The sequence below is a fragment of the Paraburkholderia sp. BL27I4N3 genome, from assembly GCF_003386115.1.
Taxonomy (GTDB): Bacteria; Pseudomonadota; Gammaproteobacteria; order Burkholderiales; family Burkholderiaceae; genus Paraburkholderia.
The window spans coordinates 25,225-41,737 of the sequence record NZ_QREJ01000001.1; the positions used below are offsets into that span (position 1 = coordinate 25,225).

The window sequence follows — 16,513 nt, forward strand, 5'->3', positions numbered from 1 at the left end:
AAGGACCGAAGCATGCTACTGGCGCTGGCGCAATGGCTGCAGAATGACGCAAGCTTCTTGCGCGTGTTCAGTTATCTGACTTTCCGTGCGGTGATGGCGACCATCACCGCGCTGCTGATCGGGCTCGTCTGCGGCCCGGCGGTGATTCGCAAGCTGACCGCCATGAAGGTCGGTCAGGCTGTTCGTAAAGATGGCCCGCAAACTCACCTCGTCAAATCCGGCACGCCGACCATGGGCGGCGTGCTGATTCTGCTCGGCATCGCCGTGGCGACGTTGTTGTGGGCCGATCTGACCAATCGCTTCATCTGGATCGTGATGCTCGTCACGTTCGGTTTCGGCGTGATCGGCTGGGTCGACGATTACCGCAAGGTGGTCTACAAGGATCCGCGCGGCATGTCGTCGCGCGAAAAGTATTTCTGGCAGTCGGTAATTGGTCTGTTCGCGGCGGTCTATCTGGCTTTCAGCGTGTCGGAAGCGAGCAATGTGCGCGTGTTCGACCTGTTCATGGCGTGGGTGCGCAGCGGCCTCTCGATGGGCTTGCCGGCGCGCGCCGACCTGATGCTGCCGTTCGTCAAATCGATCAGCTATCCGCTCGGCGTGTGGGGCTTCATCGTGCTGACGTATCTGGTGATCGTCGGCGCGAGCAACGCGGTCAACCTCACTGACGGCCTCGACGGTCTCGTGATCATGCCGGTCGTGCTGGTCGGCGCATCGCTCGGTGTGTTCGCTTACGTGATGGGCAGCTCGGTTTACTCGAAATACCTGCTGTTTCCGCATATCGCCGGCGCGGGCGAACTGCTGATCTTCTGTTCGGCAATGGGCGGGGCAGGGCTCGCGTTTCTCTGGTTCAACACGCACCCGGCACAAATGTTCATGGGCGACGTCGGCGCGCTCGCGCTAGGTGGTGCGCTCGGCACGGTGGCGGTGATCGTGCGCCAGGAAATCGTGCTCTTCATCATGGGCGGCATTTTTGTCGCGGAAACGCTCTCCGTGATGTTGCAAGTGACGTGGTTCAAATTCACCAAGCGCCGCTTCGGCGAAGGGCGGCGTCTCTTCAAGATGGCGCCGCTGCATCACCATTTTGAATTGTCGGGTTGGAAGGAAACGCAAGTGGTCGTGCGCTTCTGGATCATCACGTTGATGTTGTGTCTCTTTGGTTTGTCCACGCTCAAACTGCGTTAAGCAGCAGGTCCTTAAGGAAGCAGGCGATGTTCGGCGAGAAGTTTCGGGATCGGCAAAAGCCGATGGTGCTCGTGCTGGGACTGGGTGAATCCGGTCTTGCAATGGCGCGCTGGTGCGCGCGGCACGGCTGTCGGCTGCGAGTGGCCGACACGCGTGAAGTACCGCCGAACCTGCCCGCGCTGGAAGCGCATGGCGTCGACGCCGCATTCGTCGGCGGCCCGTTTTCGCCGGTGCTGCTCGAAGGTGTCGAACTCGTCGCCATCAGCCCCGGCCTGTCGCCGTTTGCCGCCGATCTGTTGCCGCTGATCGAAGCTGCGCGCGAGCAGGGTATCCCCGTGTGGGGCGAACTCGAACTGTTCTCGCAAGCGCTGAAGTCGCTTGGCGAAAGCGGCTATGCGCCGAAGGTGATCGCGATTACGGGCACCAACGGCAAGACCACGACGACGAGCTTGACCGGCCTGCTGTGCGAGCGCGCCGGCAAAAAGGTCGCGGTGGCGGGCAACATCAGCCCGTCGCTGCTCGACAAACTCGCTGAAGCGATCGACAACACCGCGTTGCCCGACGTGTGGGTGCTGGAACTGTCGAGCTTCCAGTTGGAAACGGCGCACACGTTCTCGCCGGATGCGGCGGTCGTGTTGAACATCACGCAGGATCATCTGGACTGGCATGGCGGTTTGGACGCATACGCCGCCGCGAAGGGCCGCATCTTCGGTGCGCAGACTGTGCGCGTGCTGAATCGCGACGACTCGCGTGTCATGAAGCTCGCGCCCGCGGAAGATAGCGAAGCCGAGATGGTCACGTTCGGCGTCACCGAGCCGAAGAACGACGGCGACTACGGTCTGCTGCGCGACAACGGCATGATCTGGCTCGTAGAGGCGCACGATCGCGACGCGAGCGACGAACCGGTGCCGAAGCGCCGTCGCAAGAACGAAGTGGTCACGCCGCCGAACATCGCGCTCAAACGCCTGATGCCCGCGGACGCCTTGCGCATTCGTGGCCTGCACAACGCCGCCAACGCGCTCGCCGCCTATGCACTCGCACGCGCGGTCGGCCTGCCGGGCGCGCCGCTGTTGCACGGTCTGCGCGAATATCGCGGCGAGCCGCATCGCGTGGAATTAATCGCGTCGATCGACGGTGTCGACTATGTGGACGACAGCAAGGGCACCAACGTCGGCGCGACGGTTGCCGCGCTCGACGGGCTCGCCCAGCGCATCGTGTTGATCGCCGGCGGCGACGGCAAGGGTCAGGATTTCGAACCGCTTGCCGCGCCGGTCACGCGCTGGTGCCGCGCCGTGATGCTGATCGGCCGCGACGCGCCGCAGATTCGCGCGGCGCTGGAAGAAACCGGTATCGCCATGACGGATCACGCGACGCTCGAAGAAGCGACGCGCGCCGCGACCGCGCTCGCTGAGCCGGGCGATGCCGTACTGCTCTCGCCGGCTTGCGCGAGCTTCGACATGTTCAAGGGTTACGCGCACCGCGCGGCGGTATTCCGCAGCACGGTAGAAGACATCGCGGCCGAACGGGGGACGATGATATGAGCTGGTCGGAACGTTTCGGTTCGCGCCAGGCCGCTGGCGGCGATGCGGGTGGTTCGGGCGGCGCGGCTCGCGTCGGCGGCCGCACGGGCGGCAGTGGTCTCGCGAGCGCCGTCAACGGCGTGCGTCCGCTGCGCTCGCGCATGCTCGACTACGATCACTCGCTGCTGTGGGTGGTCGTCGCGCTGCTCGGTCTCGGCGTGGTGATGGTGTATTCGGCGTCGATCGCCATGCCCGATTCGCCGAAGTACGCGTCGTACCGCGATTACGCGTTCCTCGTGCGCCAGATCATCTTCGTGGTGATGGGCTCGGTGATCGGCATCGTGTCGTTCCGCATTCCGATCGCGACATGGGACAAGTACGCGCCAAAGCTGTTTCTGATCTCGCTGTTCGCGCTGGTGATCGTGCTGATCCCGCACGTCGGCAAGGGCGTGAACGGCGCGCGCCGCTGGATTCCGCTCGGCATCACGAACATGCAGCCGTCGGAAATCATGAAGCTCGCGGTGACGATTTACGCCGCGAACTACACGGTGCGCAAACAGGAATACATGCACAGCTTCGCCAAAGGCTTTTTGCCGATGGCGGTCGCCGTGGGTCTCGTCGGCGCGTTGCTGCTGCTCGAACCGGACATGGGCGCGTTCATGGTGATCGCGGCGATCGCAATGGGCGTGCTGTTTCTCGGCGGCGTGAACGGCAAGCTGTTCGGCGGCCTGGTGGCAACCGCGGTTGGCACGTTCAGTTTGCTGGTGTGGGCGTCGCCGTGGCGTCGTGAACGGATTTTCGCGTACCTCGATCCGTGGGACGACCGTTACGCGCAGGGCAAGGCTTATCAATTGACGCACTCGCTGATCGCGTTCGGTCGCGGCGAGTGGTTCGGCGTGGGTCTCGGCGGCAGCGTCGAGAAACTCAACTATCTGCCGGAAGCGCATACCGACTTCATCCTCGCGGTGATCGGCGAGGAACTGGGTTTTGTCGGCGTGCTGGTCGTGATCCTGATGTTCTACTGGATCGTGCGCCGCTCGTTCGAGATCGGCCGTCAGGCGCTCGCACTCGACCGCACGTTCGCGGGCCTGGTCGCGAAAGGTATCGGCATCTGGTTTGGCGCGCAGACCTTCATCAACATGGGCGTGAACCTCGGCTTGCTGCCGACGAAGGGTCTCACGTTGCCGCTAGTCAGTTATGGCGGTTCGGGCATTGTGCTGAACTGCGTTGCTGTTGCCGTGTTGATGCGTGTGGACTACGAGAACCGGGTGCTCATGCGCGGAGGGAAGGTATGACCGCTCTGCCGCAACGCACGCTGATGGTGATGGCCGGCGGCACCGGGGGACACGTGTTCCCGGGGCTCGCGGTCGCGCATCTGATGCAGGCGTGGGGCTGGAAGGTCGTATGGCTCGGCAATCCCGCGGGCATGGAAGCGACGCTGGTGCCGAAGCACGGCATCCCGATGGAATACGTGCGCTTCGGCGGCGTGCGCGGCAAGGGTCTGAAACCCAAGCTGATGCTGCCGCTGAATCTGCTGCGTGCCTGCACGCAAAGTCTCTCCGTGCTGCGTCGCGTGAAGCCGGATGTCGTGCTCGGCATGGGCGGTTACATCACGTTTCCGGCCGGTTTGATGACCGCGTTGAGCGGCCGTCCGCTGGTGCTGCATGAACAGAATTCGATTGCCGGTCTCGCGAACAAGGTGCTCGCGAAAGTCGCTAAACGTGTGCTGGTTGCGTTTCCGAATGCACTGCCGCACGGCGAATGGACGGGAAATCCGATTCGTGAGGAACTTGCGCGCGCGATTGCACCCAAAGCACGCTACGCGCAACGCAGCGGTCCGTTGAATGTGCTCGTCGTGGGCGGCAGTCTGGGCGCCGCGGCGTTGAATGAAGTCGTGCCGCGCGCGGTGGCCTTGCTCGCGCCGAACGAACGGCCGCGCATCGTGCATCAGGCGGGCGCGAAGCATATCGAAGCGCTGCGCGAGAACTACGCGGCAGCAGGTCTGCAAGCAGGCGCCGACGTCGAACTCGTGCCGTTCATCGACGACATGACGAGCGCCTACGCGAAAGCGGACCTGGTGATTTGCCGGTCCGGCGCAATGACGGTATCCGAGATTTCAGCAGTAGGCGTGGCGGCGTTCTTCGTGCCGTTCCCGTATGCAGTAGACGATCACCAAACCACTAATGCAGCGTTCCTCGCCGACAACGGCGCGGCGCTGGTCGTGCAGCAACGCGATCTGTCGGCGGAAACCCTCGCTGACTGGTTGCGCAGCCAGACGCGAGCAACCCTCGCGGAGATGGCGGAGCGTTCGCGCTCGCTCGCGAAACCCGACGCCACGGAACAGGTCGCGCAGATTTGCGCGACCGTGGCGGGTTCGATTTCGGGCGCGAGCCCAGAAGGAAAGCAATGAAACACATCGTCAAACACATTCACTTTGTCGGCATCGGTGGTGTCGGCATGAGCGGCATCGCGGAGGTGCTGGTCAACCTCGGCTATCAGGTGAGCGGCTCGGATCTCACGAGCAACGCGATCACCGATCGCCTCGCCGCACTCGGCGCGCGGATCGCGATCGGCCACGCGGCGGAGAACATCGAAGGCGCGAACGCGGTGGTCGTTTCCACCGCGGTGCGCAGCGACAACCCGGAAGTGCTGGCCGCGCGTCATCGCCGCATTCCGATCGTGCCGCGCGCGGTGATGCTCGCGGAACTGATGCGCCTGAAGCAGGGCATCGCGATTGCCGGTACGCACGGCAAGACCACGACCACCTCGCTGGTGGCGAGCGTGCTGGCGGCGGGCGGTCTCGATCCGACTTTCGTGATCGGCGGCCGGCTGATTAGCGCGGGCGCGAATGCGCGCCTCGGCACGGGTGACTTCATCGTCGCGGAAGCCGACGAGTCGGATGCATCGTTCCTGAATCTGTTTCCGGTGATCGAAGTCATCACGAACATCGACGCGGATCACATGGACACCTACGGCCACGACTTCGCGCGGCTCAAGCAAGCGTTCATTGAATTCACGCACCGGCTGCCGTTTTACGGTATCGCGGTGTTGTGTGTGGACGATCCGAATGTGAAGGAGATCCTGCCGTTCGTGTCGAAGCCGATCATTCGCTACGGCTTCGCGCCGGACGCGCAGGTGCGTGCGGTCAACGTAAAAGCGCATGACGGCAAGATGCATTTCACGGCCATGCGCGAAGACGCGGCACCGATCGACATCGTCTTGAACCTGCCGGGCGAGCACAACGTACAGAATGCTTTGGCCGCGATTGCAATTGCGACTGAACTTGAAGTGAAAGATGCCGATATCCAGCGAGCGCTGGCGGATTTCAACGGCGTGGGCCGACGCTTCCAGCGTTACGGCGAAGTGCCTGTCGTCAGCGAAGGGAAAGCGAGTGGCGCGTACACGCTGGTGGATGACTACGGTCATCACCCGGTCGAAATGGCGGCCACTGTGGCGGCGGCGCGCGGCGCATTTCCGGGCCGCCGTCTGGTACTGGCGTTCCAGCCGCACCGCTTCACGCGCACGCGTGATTGCTTCGAGGATTTTGTGAAAGTGCTGTCCACCGTCGACGCGCTTGTGCTGACCGAAGTCTATTCGGCCGGCGAGTCGCCGATCGTCGCCGCGGACGGCCGCGCGTTGGCGCGTGCGCTGCGGGTGGCGGGCAAGGTCGAGCCGGTATTTGTCGATACGGTGGATGAAGTGCCGGACGCGCTCTCAGCAGTGGTGCGCGACGGCGATGTGGTGATCACGATGGGCGCGGGTTCGATCGGCGGTGTGCCGGGTCGCCTCGCGCAGGAAACGAAGGTGTGAGATGAGCAGTATCGACCCCAAACAATTCGGCAAAGTGGCAGTACTGCTCGGTGGTAATTCCGCCGAGCGCGAGGTCTCGCTCAATTCCGGCCGCCTCGTGCTGCAAGGTCTGCGCGACGCCGGCGTGGACGCGCATCCGTTCGATCCGGCCGAGCGTCCGCTCGCCGCATTGAAGGAAGAAGGTTTTGTGCGCGCGTTCAACGCGCTGCATGGAGGTTACGGCGAGAACGGCCAGATTCAGGGCGCGCTCGACTTTTACGGCATCAAGTACACCGGCAGTGGCGTGCTCGGCTCGGCGCTCGGTCTGGACAAGTTCCGCACCAAGCTCGTGTGGCAGCAACTCGGCATTCCGACGCCGCCGTTCGAAGCGGTGCTGCGCGGCGACGACTACGAAGCGCGCTCGAAAGACATCGTCGCGAAGCTCGGTTTGCCGCTCTTCGTGAAGCCGGCGAGCGAAGGTTCGAGCGTCGCGGTGATCAAGGTGAAGAGCGCCGACGCGCTGCCCGCCGCGCTGATCGAAGCGGTCAAGTACGACAAGATCGTCGTGGTCGAAAAGAGTATTGAAGGCGGCGGCGAATACACCGCGTGCATAGCCGGCAATCTGGATTTGCCGGTGATTCGCATCGTGCCGGCCGGCGAGTTCTACGACTATCACGCGAAGTACATCGCGAACGACACGCAGTATCTGATCCCGTGCGGTCTGGCGGCAGACGAGGAAGCGCGCCTGAAAGTGCTGGCGCGCCGTGCCTTCGACGTGCTCGGCTGCACCGACTGGGGCCGCGCGGATTTCATGCTCGACGCCGACGGCAACCCGTATTTCCTCGAAGTGAACACGGCGCCTGGCATGACCGATCACTCGCTGCCGCCGAAAGCGGCGCGTGCGGTAGGCATTAGCTATCAGGAACTGGTTGTCGGCGTGTTGGCGCTGACGCTGCAGGACTAACCGGGGCGACCCGAAAGCAACACCATGTGGAACAACGTTCGCCAGCTCAATTTTGCCGCCAACACATTGCATGTGTTGCTGGTGCTCGTGCTGCTGGCGGCAGGCGGTTACTGGCTGATCCAGCGCCCGAATTTCGCGCTGCGCGAAATCCAGATCGACGGCGATACCGAGCACATCAATTCGCCGACGGTGCGCGCGGGTGTGGTTGGCCGCTTGAAGGGCAACTTTTTTACGGTGGATCTCGACGTGGCGCGTCAGGCGTTCGAGCAGATGCCGTGGGTGCGTCATGCGAGCGTGCGGCGCGTCTGGCCGAATGCACTGGCTGTCACGCTGGAAGAGTACAAACCGCTGGGAACGTGGGGCAGCGATCAGCTGGTGAGCGTCGACGGCGAGCTGTTCACCGCGAACCAGGGCGAGCTCGAAGAAGATCTGCCCGCCTTCGACGGTCCGGACGGTACGGCAAAAGAGGTGGTCGCGCGGTATCACGACTTCCAGAAATGGTTTGCGCCGTTGGGCGCGACGCCTGAAGAAGTGACGCTGTCGCCCCGCTACGCGTGGACAGTGAAGCTCTCGAACGGCACGCAGGTGGAACTTGGGCGCGAACGCAATCAGGACACGCTGCTCGATCGGAGCAAACGTCTGAGCGCGGCGTGGAGCGCGGTGACGCAACGTTGGGGAAAGGATATCGAGTATGCGGACTTGCGCTATCCGAACGGTTTCGCGATTCGCGCGGCAGGGATGCGCTTTATCACCGAACCCGACAAGGGCAAGAAGTAAACGGACATCACACGCAATGAGCACGCTATGAGTAAAGACTATAAAGATCTGCTGGTCGCCCTCGACATTGGGACGTCGAAGGTCGTGGCCATCGTCGCCGAGTTGAAGGGCGAAGGTCACTACGAGGTGATCGGCCTCGGCCAGAGCGAATCAAAGGGGCTCAAGAAAGGCGTGGTGGTGAATATCGAGGCCACCGTGCAGTCCATTCAGCGCGCGCTCGAAGAAGCCGAACTGATGGCCGACTGCAAGATCACCAACGTATTTACCGGGATTGCCGGCAGCCATATCCGCAGCTTCAATTCCAGCGGCATGGTGGCGATCAAGGAGAAGGAAGTCACGCAGACGGATGTGGCGCGCGTGATCGAAACGGCGAAGGCGATCAACATCCCGACCGATCAGCAAGTGCTGCATATCCTGACGCAGGAATTCATCATCGACGGTCAGGAAGATGTGCGCGAGCCGATCGGCATGAGCGGCATTCGCCTGGAAGTGAAGGTGCATATCGTCACCGGTGCGGTGAGCGCGGCGCAGAACATCGTCAAGTGCGTGCGCCGCTGCGGGCTCGAAGTGAACGATCTGATCTTGCAGCCGCTGGCGTCGTCGCTGGCGGTGCTGACGGAAGACGAAAAAGAACTCGGCGTGGTGCTGGTCGATATCGGCGGCGGCACGACTGATATTGCGATTTTCAGCGAAGGCGCGATCCGTCATACGGCTGTGATTCCGATCGCCGGCGACCAGATCACGAGCGACATCGCGATGGCGCTGCGCACGCCGACGCCGGACGCGGAAGACATCAAGGTGGATTACGGCATCGCCAAGCAGGCTTTGGCCGATCCGGACGAAATGATCGAAGTGCCGGGTCTCGGCGAGCGCGGTCCGCGCACGCTGTCGCGCCAGGCGCTGGCGGCGGTGGTCGAGCCGCGTGTCGAGGAACTGTTTTCGCTCGTGCAGCAGGTGGTGCGCGAGTCGGGTTACGAGGAACTGCTGAGCTCCGGCGTGGTGCTGACCGGCGGCGCGTCGATGATGCTCGGCATGGTTGAACTGGGCGAGGACATTTTCCTGAAGCCGGTGCGTATCGGCGTGCCGGAATACGCGGGCGGTCTCGCTGATGTAGTGCGCAATCCGCGCTACTCGACGGCGATGGGCCTGCTCGTCGAAGGACGCTCGCAGCGCATGCGCGGCCGCAAGGTCGCGGTGCAGTCGGGCTCGATGGGACAGGTGTTCACGCGCATGAAGGACTGGTTCCTCGGCAATTTCTAAAGCATTCGTAGCACCGCTGCACAGAACGGGTTGTCGAACGGGTTTTCAAAATACGCGCTGGTGCCGGCGGCCGGCGCGCGACAGGGGGTTGCCCGATCTCCTGCCGAATAACGGCCGAAGTGGCTGTAAATTTTTATCTTGACGGAGGCATCATGGATTTCCAAATGCTGGAAACCGAAACGAACGGCACCATCATCAAGGTGGTCGGAGTAGGTGGCGCTGGCGGCAATGCTGTTCAGCACATGATCAACAAAGGCGTGCAAGGCGTCGACTTCATCGTGATGAACACGGACGCGCAGGCTTTGTCGCGTTCGCGCGCCACCGCGGTGATCCAGCTCGGCAACACGGGTCTGGGCGCCGGCGCCAAGCCGGAAATGGGCCGCGCCGCAGCGGAAGAAGCACGTGAGCGCATCGCCGACGCACTGCGCGGCGCGCACATGGTCTTCATCACGGCCGGCATGGGCGGCGGCACGGGCACGGGCGCAGCACCCGTGGTCGCGCAGATCGCTAAAGAAATGGGTATCTTGACCGTTGGCGTGGTCAGCAAGCCGTTCGAATTCGAAGGCGGCAAGCGGATGCGCGTGGCAGAAGCCGGTTCGCAGCAACTGGAGGATCACGTCGACTCGCTGATCGTCGTTCTGAACGACAAGCTGTTCGAGGTGATGGGCGATGACGCCGAGATGGACAAGTGCTTCCAGTGCGCAGACGACGTTCTGAACAACGCAGTTGCCGGCATCGCGGAAATCATCAACGTCGACGGTCTGGTGAACGTCGACTTCGAAGACGTGAAGACGGTGATGGGCGAGCAGGGCAAGGCGATGATGGGCACGGCGACGGTTGCCGGCGTCGATCGCGCGCGCCTTGCTGCTGAGCAGGCTGTGGCCAGCCCGCTGCTGGAAGGCGTGGATCTGTCGGGCGCGCGTGGCGTGCTGGTGAACATCACGTCGAGCCGTTCGCTGCGTCTGTCGGAAACGCGCGAAGTGATGAACACGATCAAGAGCTACGCGGCAGAAGACGCGACCGTGATTTTCGGCGCGGTGTACGACGATGCAATGGGCGACGCGCTGCGCGTGACGGTCGTGGCAACGGGTCTGGGCCGTGCGGCCAAGAAGCAGCAATCGGCACCGATGACGCTGCTGCGCACCGGCACCGACAACCAGCCGATCAGTGCACACGCGGCTTACGCACCGCAGTCGTCGCACGCCAGCACCGCCGATTACGGCGCGCTGGACACGCCGGCAGTGTGGCGCACGTCGCGCGATACGGCCGCTTCGCATGTGCAGGCGCTGCAGGAAAAGGGCGTCGACACGTACGACATTCCGGCATTCCTGCGCAAGCAGGCGGACTGAGCGCACGGGCAGGCTTTCGTTGCGGCGCTGCTTGGACAGCAGTGCAGTGCTGGCGGACGAATGCACGAGCGTGGCGGGTGAACGGCGAACAAGTCGCGTATCGTTGAGGATTCGCGACAAGGACAACTGCCCTCTTCGGATTCGCGAAGCGGATTGGGCGACTGTCGCCGGACGGCGGAGCATGCAGTGGTTGGTGCCCACGCCGGATTTTTCACTGCGACACGACGACGTGCGAGCGTGCTTCGCATCGATGCAAAGGACTGAGCATGATTCAGGCAGGTGACAAGCTGCCCGACGCGACGCTCTTCGAGTTGATCGAAGACGAGCGGGCGGGCTGCACGATCGGGCCTAACAGCTTCGACGTGCGCGAGCAGACGGCGGGCAAGCGTGTGGTGATCTTTGGATTGCCCGGCGCGTTCACGCCAACCTGTTCGGCCAAACATGTACCGGGTTATGTCGAGCACGCCGAGCAGTTGCGCGCTCTTGGCATCGACGAGATCTGGTGCGTGTCCGTCAACGACGCGTTCGTAATGGGCGCGTGGGGACGCGATCAGCACGCCTCGGGCAAGGTGCGCATGATGGCGGACGGCAGTGCGGCTTTCACGCGAGCGCTCGGTCTCGAGCAGGATTTGTCGGCGCGCGGCATGGGAATCCGTTCCCAGCGCTACGCGATGGTAGTCGACGACGGCGTGGTCAAGACGTTGAACGTCGAGGCTGCCGGCAAATTCGAAGTCAGCGATGCAGGGAGTATTCTCGCTACGTTGAGCTAGGCACGCTGGCGTCGTGGCCTTCGCCACAGGCACGCGCGGTTGGCGCGTTGTGCTTGGGCAACGGTCGATAAGACGCTTTTGTGACAGGCCGTTACGCGGGCCGATGACCGGAAACGCCTCCGTTCCGGGGCATCGGCCCGTCACGCTTTCCCTGACGGGCGCACAAGGGTAATGCAGCGAAACAGATTGATACGTTCCGCGGAAAGACGCTCCTTAGGGTATTGGAGTATAATTCGCGCTATGGAATAAAAAGTCCCGATTGGGATTTTCAATCGAATAGAAGATCACCATGCTGAAGCAGCGCACTATCAAACAAATCGTCAAGACAGTCGGCATCGGCCTGCACTCGGGCCGCAAAGTCGAACTGACGCTCCGTCCGGCCGCGCCGGACACGGGCATCGTGTTTTCGCGCGTGGATCTGGCCACGCCAGTGGACATTCCCGCGTCGGCGATGGCGATTGGCGATACGCGTATGGCTTCCGTGTTGCAGAAGGACGGCGCGCGCGTCTCGACCATCGAGCATCTGATGTCCGCCTGCGCCGGCCTCGGCATCGACAATCTTTATATCGACGTCACCGCCGAAGAAATTCCGATCATGGACGGCAGTGCCGGTTCATTCGTGTTTCTGATTCAGTCGGCGGGTATTGAAGAACAGAACGCGGCGAAGAAATTCATCAAGGTCACCAAGCCGGTCGAAATTCGTGACGGCGATAAATTCGCGCGTCTCGACCCGTACTTTGGTTTCAAGCTCAAGTTCACGATCGATTTCCGTCACCCGGCTGTGGATAAAACCGGCCAGGCGCTGGAAGTGGATTTTGCCAATACGTCGTACGTGCGCGAAATCGCGCGCGCCCGCACCTTCGGTTTTGCGCATGAAGTGGAAATGATGCGCGAACTGGGTCTGGCGCGTGGCGGCAGCATGGACAACGCGATCGTGCTGGACGAGTACCGTATTCTGAATAACGACGGCCTGCGCTACGACGACGAGTTCGTAAAGCACAAGATGCTCGACGCGATCGGCGACCTGTATGTGGTTGGCCATCCGTTGCTGGCGGCGTATGACGCATACAAATCGGGCCACGGCCTGAACAACGCGCTCCTGCGCGAACTGCTGGCACACGAAGATTCGTACGAAATCGTGACGTTCGAGGACACACAGAAGGCGCCGCGCGGTTTTGCCTACGAGACGCAGACGGCTTTTGCCTGACGCCTCCGGGTGAAATTTCCGAAGTCAGCGCATGAAAAGTAAGCGGCCCAGTCGGGCCGCTTTTCTTTTGCCTAGCGATTTCTCCGATGCCGCGCCGCCATTTTCGCCAAGGCTTCCTGCAGCGGCGAAGGCGCCAGCGACTCGCTCAGCGCGTGGAGCGCATCAGCGCCGGCCGGCGTCATGCGCGCCTGTTTGACCGGCGGCGGTTCCTTCACAGCCTGCGGGCGCACGCGAATCCGCAGCGAATTCACCGGCCAGCCGCGCTGCTGCAGATCCGCCAGCAGCCGCGGCTCCAGATGCCGCAGCCGCGCCGCCAGCGCGTTATGGCCGGCGAACAGGGCGAGCACGCCTTCCTTGATAAAGCTGGGTTCGACGCTCGTCGCCAGATAGTCCGGCAGCAGCGCGCGCAGATCCTTCTCCAACGCCGCAATCTGCTCGACGCCCGCGCGCAGGGCCGCGAACGCGTCCGTGCGATTGAGCACCTCGGCGACCGGCTGCGGGCGGCGCGCCTTGAACTGCTGGGGCGGCGGCCTTGAAAAGGAAGGAAAACGGCTCATGTTCGATGGGTCACGGCGTGTCCGCACCCTATGCGCGTTCACGCCGCGATTGTACCGCGCAGGACGCACGCGGTCCCGCCTCAATGCGGACTGCCAGAGCGCGCTGCGGCGGGCTTCCGATGCCCTGCCGCCGTCTCGCTGCTGACATAAGCGTGGGCGGGGCCGCGTGCTAAAATGCGCGATTCGAATTCACTCTTGGACTAAGCCGCCGAGGCCCTTCCGACCCCGGAGCGCGCGTGCACGAACTGCACACCGCGACCCAGCCGAAGCCGCGACGCAGACACCGATCCGATGACCACCGGTTTTCTACAGAAGATTTTTGGCAGCCGCAACCAGCGGCTAGTCAAGCAATATCAAAAGACCGTCACGGCGATCAATGCGCTCGAACCGCAGATCGAGCAATTGACGGACGATCAACTGCGCGCCAAAACGGGTGAATTCCGCCAGCGCGTCGCGAGCGGCGAATCGCTCGACAAGCTCCTGCCGGAAGCCTTCGCGGTGTGCCGCGAGGCCAGCAAGCGGGTGCTGAAAATGCGCCACTTCGACGTGCAGCTGATCGGCGGCATGGTTCTGCACTACGGCAAGATCGGCGAAATGCGCACCGGTGAGGGCAAGACGCTCGTCGCCACGCTGCCGGTGTACCTGAACGCGCTGTCCGGCCGCGGCGTGCACGTGGTCACGGTCAACGACTACCTCGCCCAGCGCGACGCCGAATGGATGGCGCGCCTGTACAACTTTCTCGGTCTGTCGGTCGGCATCAATCTGTCGCAGATGGATCACGGCGCGAAGCAGGAAGCCTACGCGGCGGACATCACGTACGGCACCAACAACGAATTCGGCTTCGACTACCTGCGCGACAACATGGTCTACGAGACCGACGCGCGCGTGCAGCGAGCCCTGAATTTCGCGGTGGTCGACGAGGTCGACTCGATCCTGATCGACGAAGCCCGTACGCCGCTGATCATCTCCGGCCAGGCAGAAGATCACACCGACCTGTACGTGCGCATGAACGCACTGCCGCCGCTGCTCGAGCGCCAGATCGGCGAAGAGAAAGCGGACGGCACCGGCGTCGAAAAGCCGGGCGACTATACGCTGGATGAAAAAGGCCGCCAGGTGTTCCTGACGGAATCGGGCCACGAAAAGGCCGAGCGTCTGCTCGCCGAGTGGGGCCTGATCGGCGACGGCGAAAGCCTGTACGCGCCGCAGAACATCACGCTGATGCACCACGTGTACGCCGCGCTGCGCGCACACACGCTGTTCTTCAAGGACCAGCACTACGTGGTGCAGAACGGCGAAGTGGTGATCGTGGACGAATTCACCGGCCGTCTGATGTCGGGCCGCCGCTGGTCGGACGGGCTGCACCAGGCTGTCGAGGCGAAGGAACACGTCAAGATCCAGAGCGAGAACCAGACGCTCGCGTCGATCACGTTCCAGAACTACTTCCGCATGTACGCGAAGCTGTCCGGCATGACCGGCACGGCGGATACGGAAGCATTCGAATTCAACGAGATCTATGGTCTCGAAACGGTCGTGATCCCGACCAACCGTCCGCCCAAGCGGATCGACAAGCAGGATCAGATCTACAAGACGGCCAAGGAACGCTACGACGCGGTAATCCGCGACATTCGCGATTGCTACGAACGGGGTCAGCCGGTGCTGGTCGGCACGACGTCCATCGAAAACTCCGAGTTGCTGTCGCATCTGCTGAAGCAGGCCGGTCTGCCGCACGAAGTGCTGAACGCCAAGCAGCACGCGCGTGAAGCCGAGATCGTCGCCGAAGCCGGCCGCCCGAAGCGCATCACGATCGCCACTAACATGGCCGGTCGCGGTACGGACATCGTGCTCGGCGGCAACGCGGAAAAGCAGGCATCGTTCCTCGAGCTGGACGAAACGCTGGCTGAAGACGACAAGCAGCGCCGCATCCAGAAGCTGCATGACGAATGGCAAGCGCTGCACGATCAGGTGAAGGCCGCGGGCGGTCTGCACATTATCGGCACCGAGCGCCACGAATCGCGCCGGATCGACAATCAGCTGCGCGGCCGTGCCGGCCGTCAGGGCGATCCGGGTTCGTCGCGCTTCTATTTGTCGCTGGAAGATCCGCTGCTGCGCATTTTCGCTGGCGATCGCGTGCGCGCGATCATGGACCGCCTGAAGATGCCCGAAGGTGAAGCGATCGAGGCAGGCATCGTCTCTCGCTCGATCGAATCGGCGCAGCGCAAGGTGGAAGCGCGCAACTTCGACGTTCGCAAGCAATTGCTCGAATACGACGATGTGTCGAACGATCAGCGCAAGGTGATTTACCAGCAGCGCAATGAATTGCTCGAAGCGAACGACATCACCGAAACGATCGGCGCGATGCGTCAGAGCGTGATCGCCGATATCGTTCATCAGTTCGTGCCGGCGGGCAGCATCGAAGAGCAGTGGGACGTGCCCGAACTGGAAGAAGTGCTGCGCAACGAATGGCAGCTCGACCTCGCGATCCAGGAAATGATCAACGAGTCGAACTCCATCAGCGCGGACGAGATTCTCGAAGCGGTCGAAGCCGCCGCAGACGAAGCCTACGAAGCGAAGGTCGAACTGGTCGGCCGCGAATCGTTCAGCGCATTCGAGCGCTCGATCATGCTGCAAACGCTGGATCGCAGCTGGCGCGAACATCTGGCCGCGCTCGATCACTTGCGTCAGGGCATCCATCTGCGTGGCTATGCGCAGAAGAATCCGAAGCAGGAATACAAGCGTGAGGCGTTCGAACTATTCGCCGCCATGCTCGACGCCGTGAAGCTCGAAGTCACCCGCGTGGTGATGAACGTGCAGATCCAGTCGCCGGAACAGTTGGAACAGGCTGCCGAACAGCTCGAAGAGCAGGGCGGCCACCTCGAAAACGTCGAGTTCCGCCACGCTGAATTCGCCGAAGCGGCCGCCGCAGCGCCTGTTGCCGCGGAAGCAGCCACCGCCGCCATGATCGGCGATGCCATGAGCCACGGTTCGTCGCATACGGCAGCAGCGAACATGAGCGCGGACAACGTGCCGAAGGTCGGCCGTAACGACCCGTGCCCGTGCGGCAGCGGCAAGAAGTACAAGCAGTGCCACGGCAAGATCGTGTAATGCCGAAGGCGGCGCGCTGAGAGGCGCGCCGCGTCG

General features: G+C 62.8%; 13 protein-coding genes. 12 read left to right on the forward strand and 1 reads right to left on the reverse strand.

Features of this window, described 5'->3' with window-relative positions:
• Positions 1-12 precede the first annotated feature (12 nt).
• The 11 genes from mraY (at position 13) to lpxC (ending at position 12,818) form a co-directional block, all read left to right on the forward strand.
• Complete coding sequence (gene mraY / locus B0G71_RS00115; protein ID WP_095418165.1) at positions 13-1,182, forward strand: phospho-N-acetylmuramoyl-pentapeptide-transferase; 1,170 nt, start codon at positions 13-15, stop codon at positions 1,180-1,182.
• 26 nt (positions 1,183-1,208) lie between these two features.
• Positions 1,209-2,723 carry a UDP-N-acetylmuramoyl-L-alanine--D-glutamate ligase gene (gene murD / locus B0G71_RS00120; RefSeq protein WP_116138940.1) on the forward strand — a complete coding sequence of 505 codons (1,515 nt, stop codon included), beginning with the start codon at positions 1,209-1,211 and terminating at the stop codon, positions 2,721-2,723.
• On the forward strand, positions 2,720-3,997 hold the full coding sequence (ftsW, locus tag B0G71_RS00125; RefSeq protein ID WP_116138942.1) for a putative lipid II flippase FtsW: 1,278 nt from the start codon (positions 2,720-2,722) through the stop codon (positions 3,995-3,997). The genes murD and ftsW overlap by 4 nt, the downstream gene beginning before the upstream one ends.
• The gene (gene murG, locus B0G71_RS00130; RefSeq protein ID WP_116138944.1) at positions 3,994-5,112 is read left to right on the forward strand and encodes an undecaprenyldiphospho-muramoylpentapeptide beta-N-acetylglucosaminyltransferase; all 1,119 of its coding nucleotides are present in this window, start codon (positions 3,994-3,996) and stop codon (positions 5,110-5,112) included. Before ftsW ends, murG begins: the two co-directional genes overlap by 4 nt.
• On the forward strand, positions 5,109-6,512 hold the full coding sequence (gene murC / locus B0G71_RS00135; protein ID WP_012434420.1) for a UDP-N-acetylmuramate--L-alanine ligase: 1,404 nt from the start codon (positions 5,109-5,111) through the stop codon (positions 6,510-6,512). The genes murG and murC overlap by 4 nt, the downstream gene beginning before the upstream one ends.
• A 1-nt stretch (position 6,513) precedes the next feature.
• Positions 6,514-7,455, forward strand: a complete 942-nt coding sequence (locus B0G71_RS00140; protein ID WP_116138946.1) for a D-alanine--D-alanine ligase — start codon at positions 6,514-6,516, stop codon at positions 7,453-7,455.
• A gap of 24 nt (positions 7,456-7,479) precedes the next feature.
• Complete coding sequence (locus tag B0G71_RS00145; protein ID WP_106285166.1) at positions 7,480-8,232, forward strand: cell division protein FtsQ/DivIB; 753 nt, start codon at positions 7,480-7,482, stop codon at positions 8,230-8,232.
• Between the two features lie 27 nt (positions 8,233-8,259).
• Positions 8,260-9,492: a cell division protein FtsA gene (gene ftsA / locus B0G71_RS00150; protein ID WP_007180311.1), complete on the forward strand. Its 1,233-nt coding sequence runs from the start codon at positions 8,260-8,262 to the stop codon at positions 9,490-9,492.
• Positions 9,493-9,644: 152 nt separating this feature from the next.
• Entirely contained in the window at positions 9,645-10,841 is a 1,197-nt protein-coding gene (gene ftsZ, locus B0G71_RS00155) for a cell division protein FtsZ (RefSeq protein ID WP_012434416.1), read from the forward strand.
• Between the two features lie 266 nt (positions 10,842-11,107).
• Positions 11,108-11,611 (forward strand): peroxiredoxin, encoded by a 504-nt coding sequence (locus B0G71_RS00160; RefSeq protein ID WP_012434415.1) that lies wholly within the window; start codon positions 11,108-11,110, stop codon positions 11,609-11,611.
• A gap of 289 nt (positions 11,612-11,900) precedes the next feature.
• The gene (gene lpxC / locus B0G71_RS00165; protein WP_116138948.1) at positions 11,901-12,818 is read left to right on the forward strand and encodes a UDP-3-O-acyl-N-acetylglucosamine deacetylase; all 918 of its coding nucleotides are present in this window, start codon (positions 11,901-11,903) and stop codon (positions 12,816-12,818) included.
• 71 nt (positions 12,819-12,889) lie between these two features.
• On the opposite strand, the gene B0G71_RS00170 is transcribed toward lpxC, so the two are convergent.
• Positions 12,890-13,375 (reverse strand): DciA family protein, encoded by a 486-nt coding sequence (locus tag B0G71_RS00170; protein ID WP_041758585.1) that lies wholly within the window; start codon positions 13,373-13,375, stop codon positions 12,890-12,892.
• A gap of 291 nt (positions 13,376-13,666) precedes the next feature.
• Here B0G71_RS00170 and secA point away from each other — a divergent pair, with 291 nt between their 5' ends.
• On the forward strand, positions 13,667-16,477 hold the full coding sequence (gene secA, locus B0G71_RS00175) for a preprotein translocase subunit SecA (RefSeq protein ID WP_116118338.1): 2,811 nt from the start codon (positions 13,667-13,669) through the stop codon (positions 16,475-16,477).
• Positions 16,478-16,513 lie beyond the last annotated feature (36 nt).

Excerpts from the sequence above, each read along its gene's own strand:
- murG (WP_116138944.1), top strand. The coding sequence starts at position 3,994 with ATGACCGCTCTGCCGCAACGCACGCTGATGGTGATGGCCGGCGGCACC.
- B0G71_RS00145 (WP_106285166.1), top strand. The coding sequence starts at position 7,480 with ATGTGGAACAACGTTCGCCAGCTCAATTTTGCCGCCAACACATTGCAT.
- ftsA (WP_007180311.1), top strand. The coding sequence starts at position 8,260 with ATGAGTAAAGACTATAAAGATCTGCTGGTCGCCCTCGACATTGGGACG.
- B0G71_RS00170 (WP_041758585.1), bottom strand. The coding sequence starts at position 13,375 with ATGAGCCGTTTTCCTTCCTTTTCAAGGCCGCCGCCCCAGCAGTTCAAG.
- B0G71_RS00140 (WP_116138946.1), top strand. The coding sequence starts at position 6,514 with ATGAGCAGTATCGACCCCAAACAATTCGGCAAAGTGGCAGTACTGCTC.
- lpxC (WP_116138948.1), top strand. The coding sequence starts at position 11,901 with ATGCTGAAGCAGCGCACTATCAAACAAATCGTCAAGACAGTCGGCATC.
- mraY (WP_095418165.1), top strand. The coding sequence starts at position 13 with ATGCTACTGGCGCTGGCGCAATGGCTGCAGAATGACGCAAGCTTCTTG.
- murC (WP_012434420.1), top strand. The coding sequence starts at position 5,109 with ATGAAACACATCGTCAAACACATTCACTTTGTCGGCATCGGTGGTGTC.
- B0G71_RS00160 (WP_012434415.1), top strand. The coding sequence starts at position 11,108 with ATGATTCAGGCAGGTGACAAGCTGCCCGACGCGACGCTCTTCGAGTTG.
- ftsW (WP_116138942.1), top strand. The coding sequence starts at position 2,720 with ATGAGCTGGTCGGAACGTTTCGGTTCGCGCCAGGCCGCTGGCGGCGAT.
- ftsZ (WP_012434416.1), top strand. The coding sequence starts at position 9,645 with ATGGATTTCCAAATGCTGGAAACCGAAACGAACGGCACCATCATCAAG.
- secA (WP_116118338.1), top strand. The coding sequence starts at position 13,667 with ATGACCACCGGTTTTCTACAGAAGATTTTTGGCAGCCGCAACCAGCGG.
- murD (WP_116138940.1), top strand. The coding sequence starts at position 1,209 with ATGTTCGGCGAGAAGTTTCGGGATCGGCAAAAGCCGATGGTGCTCGTG.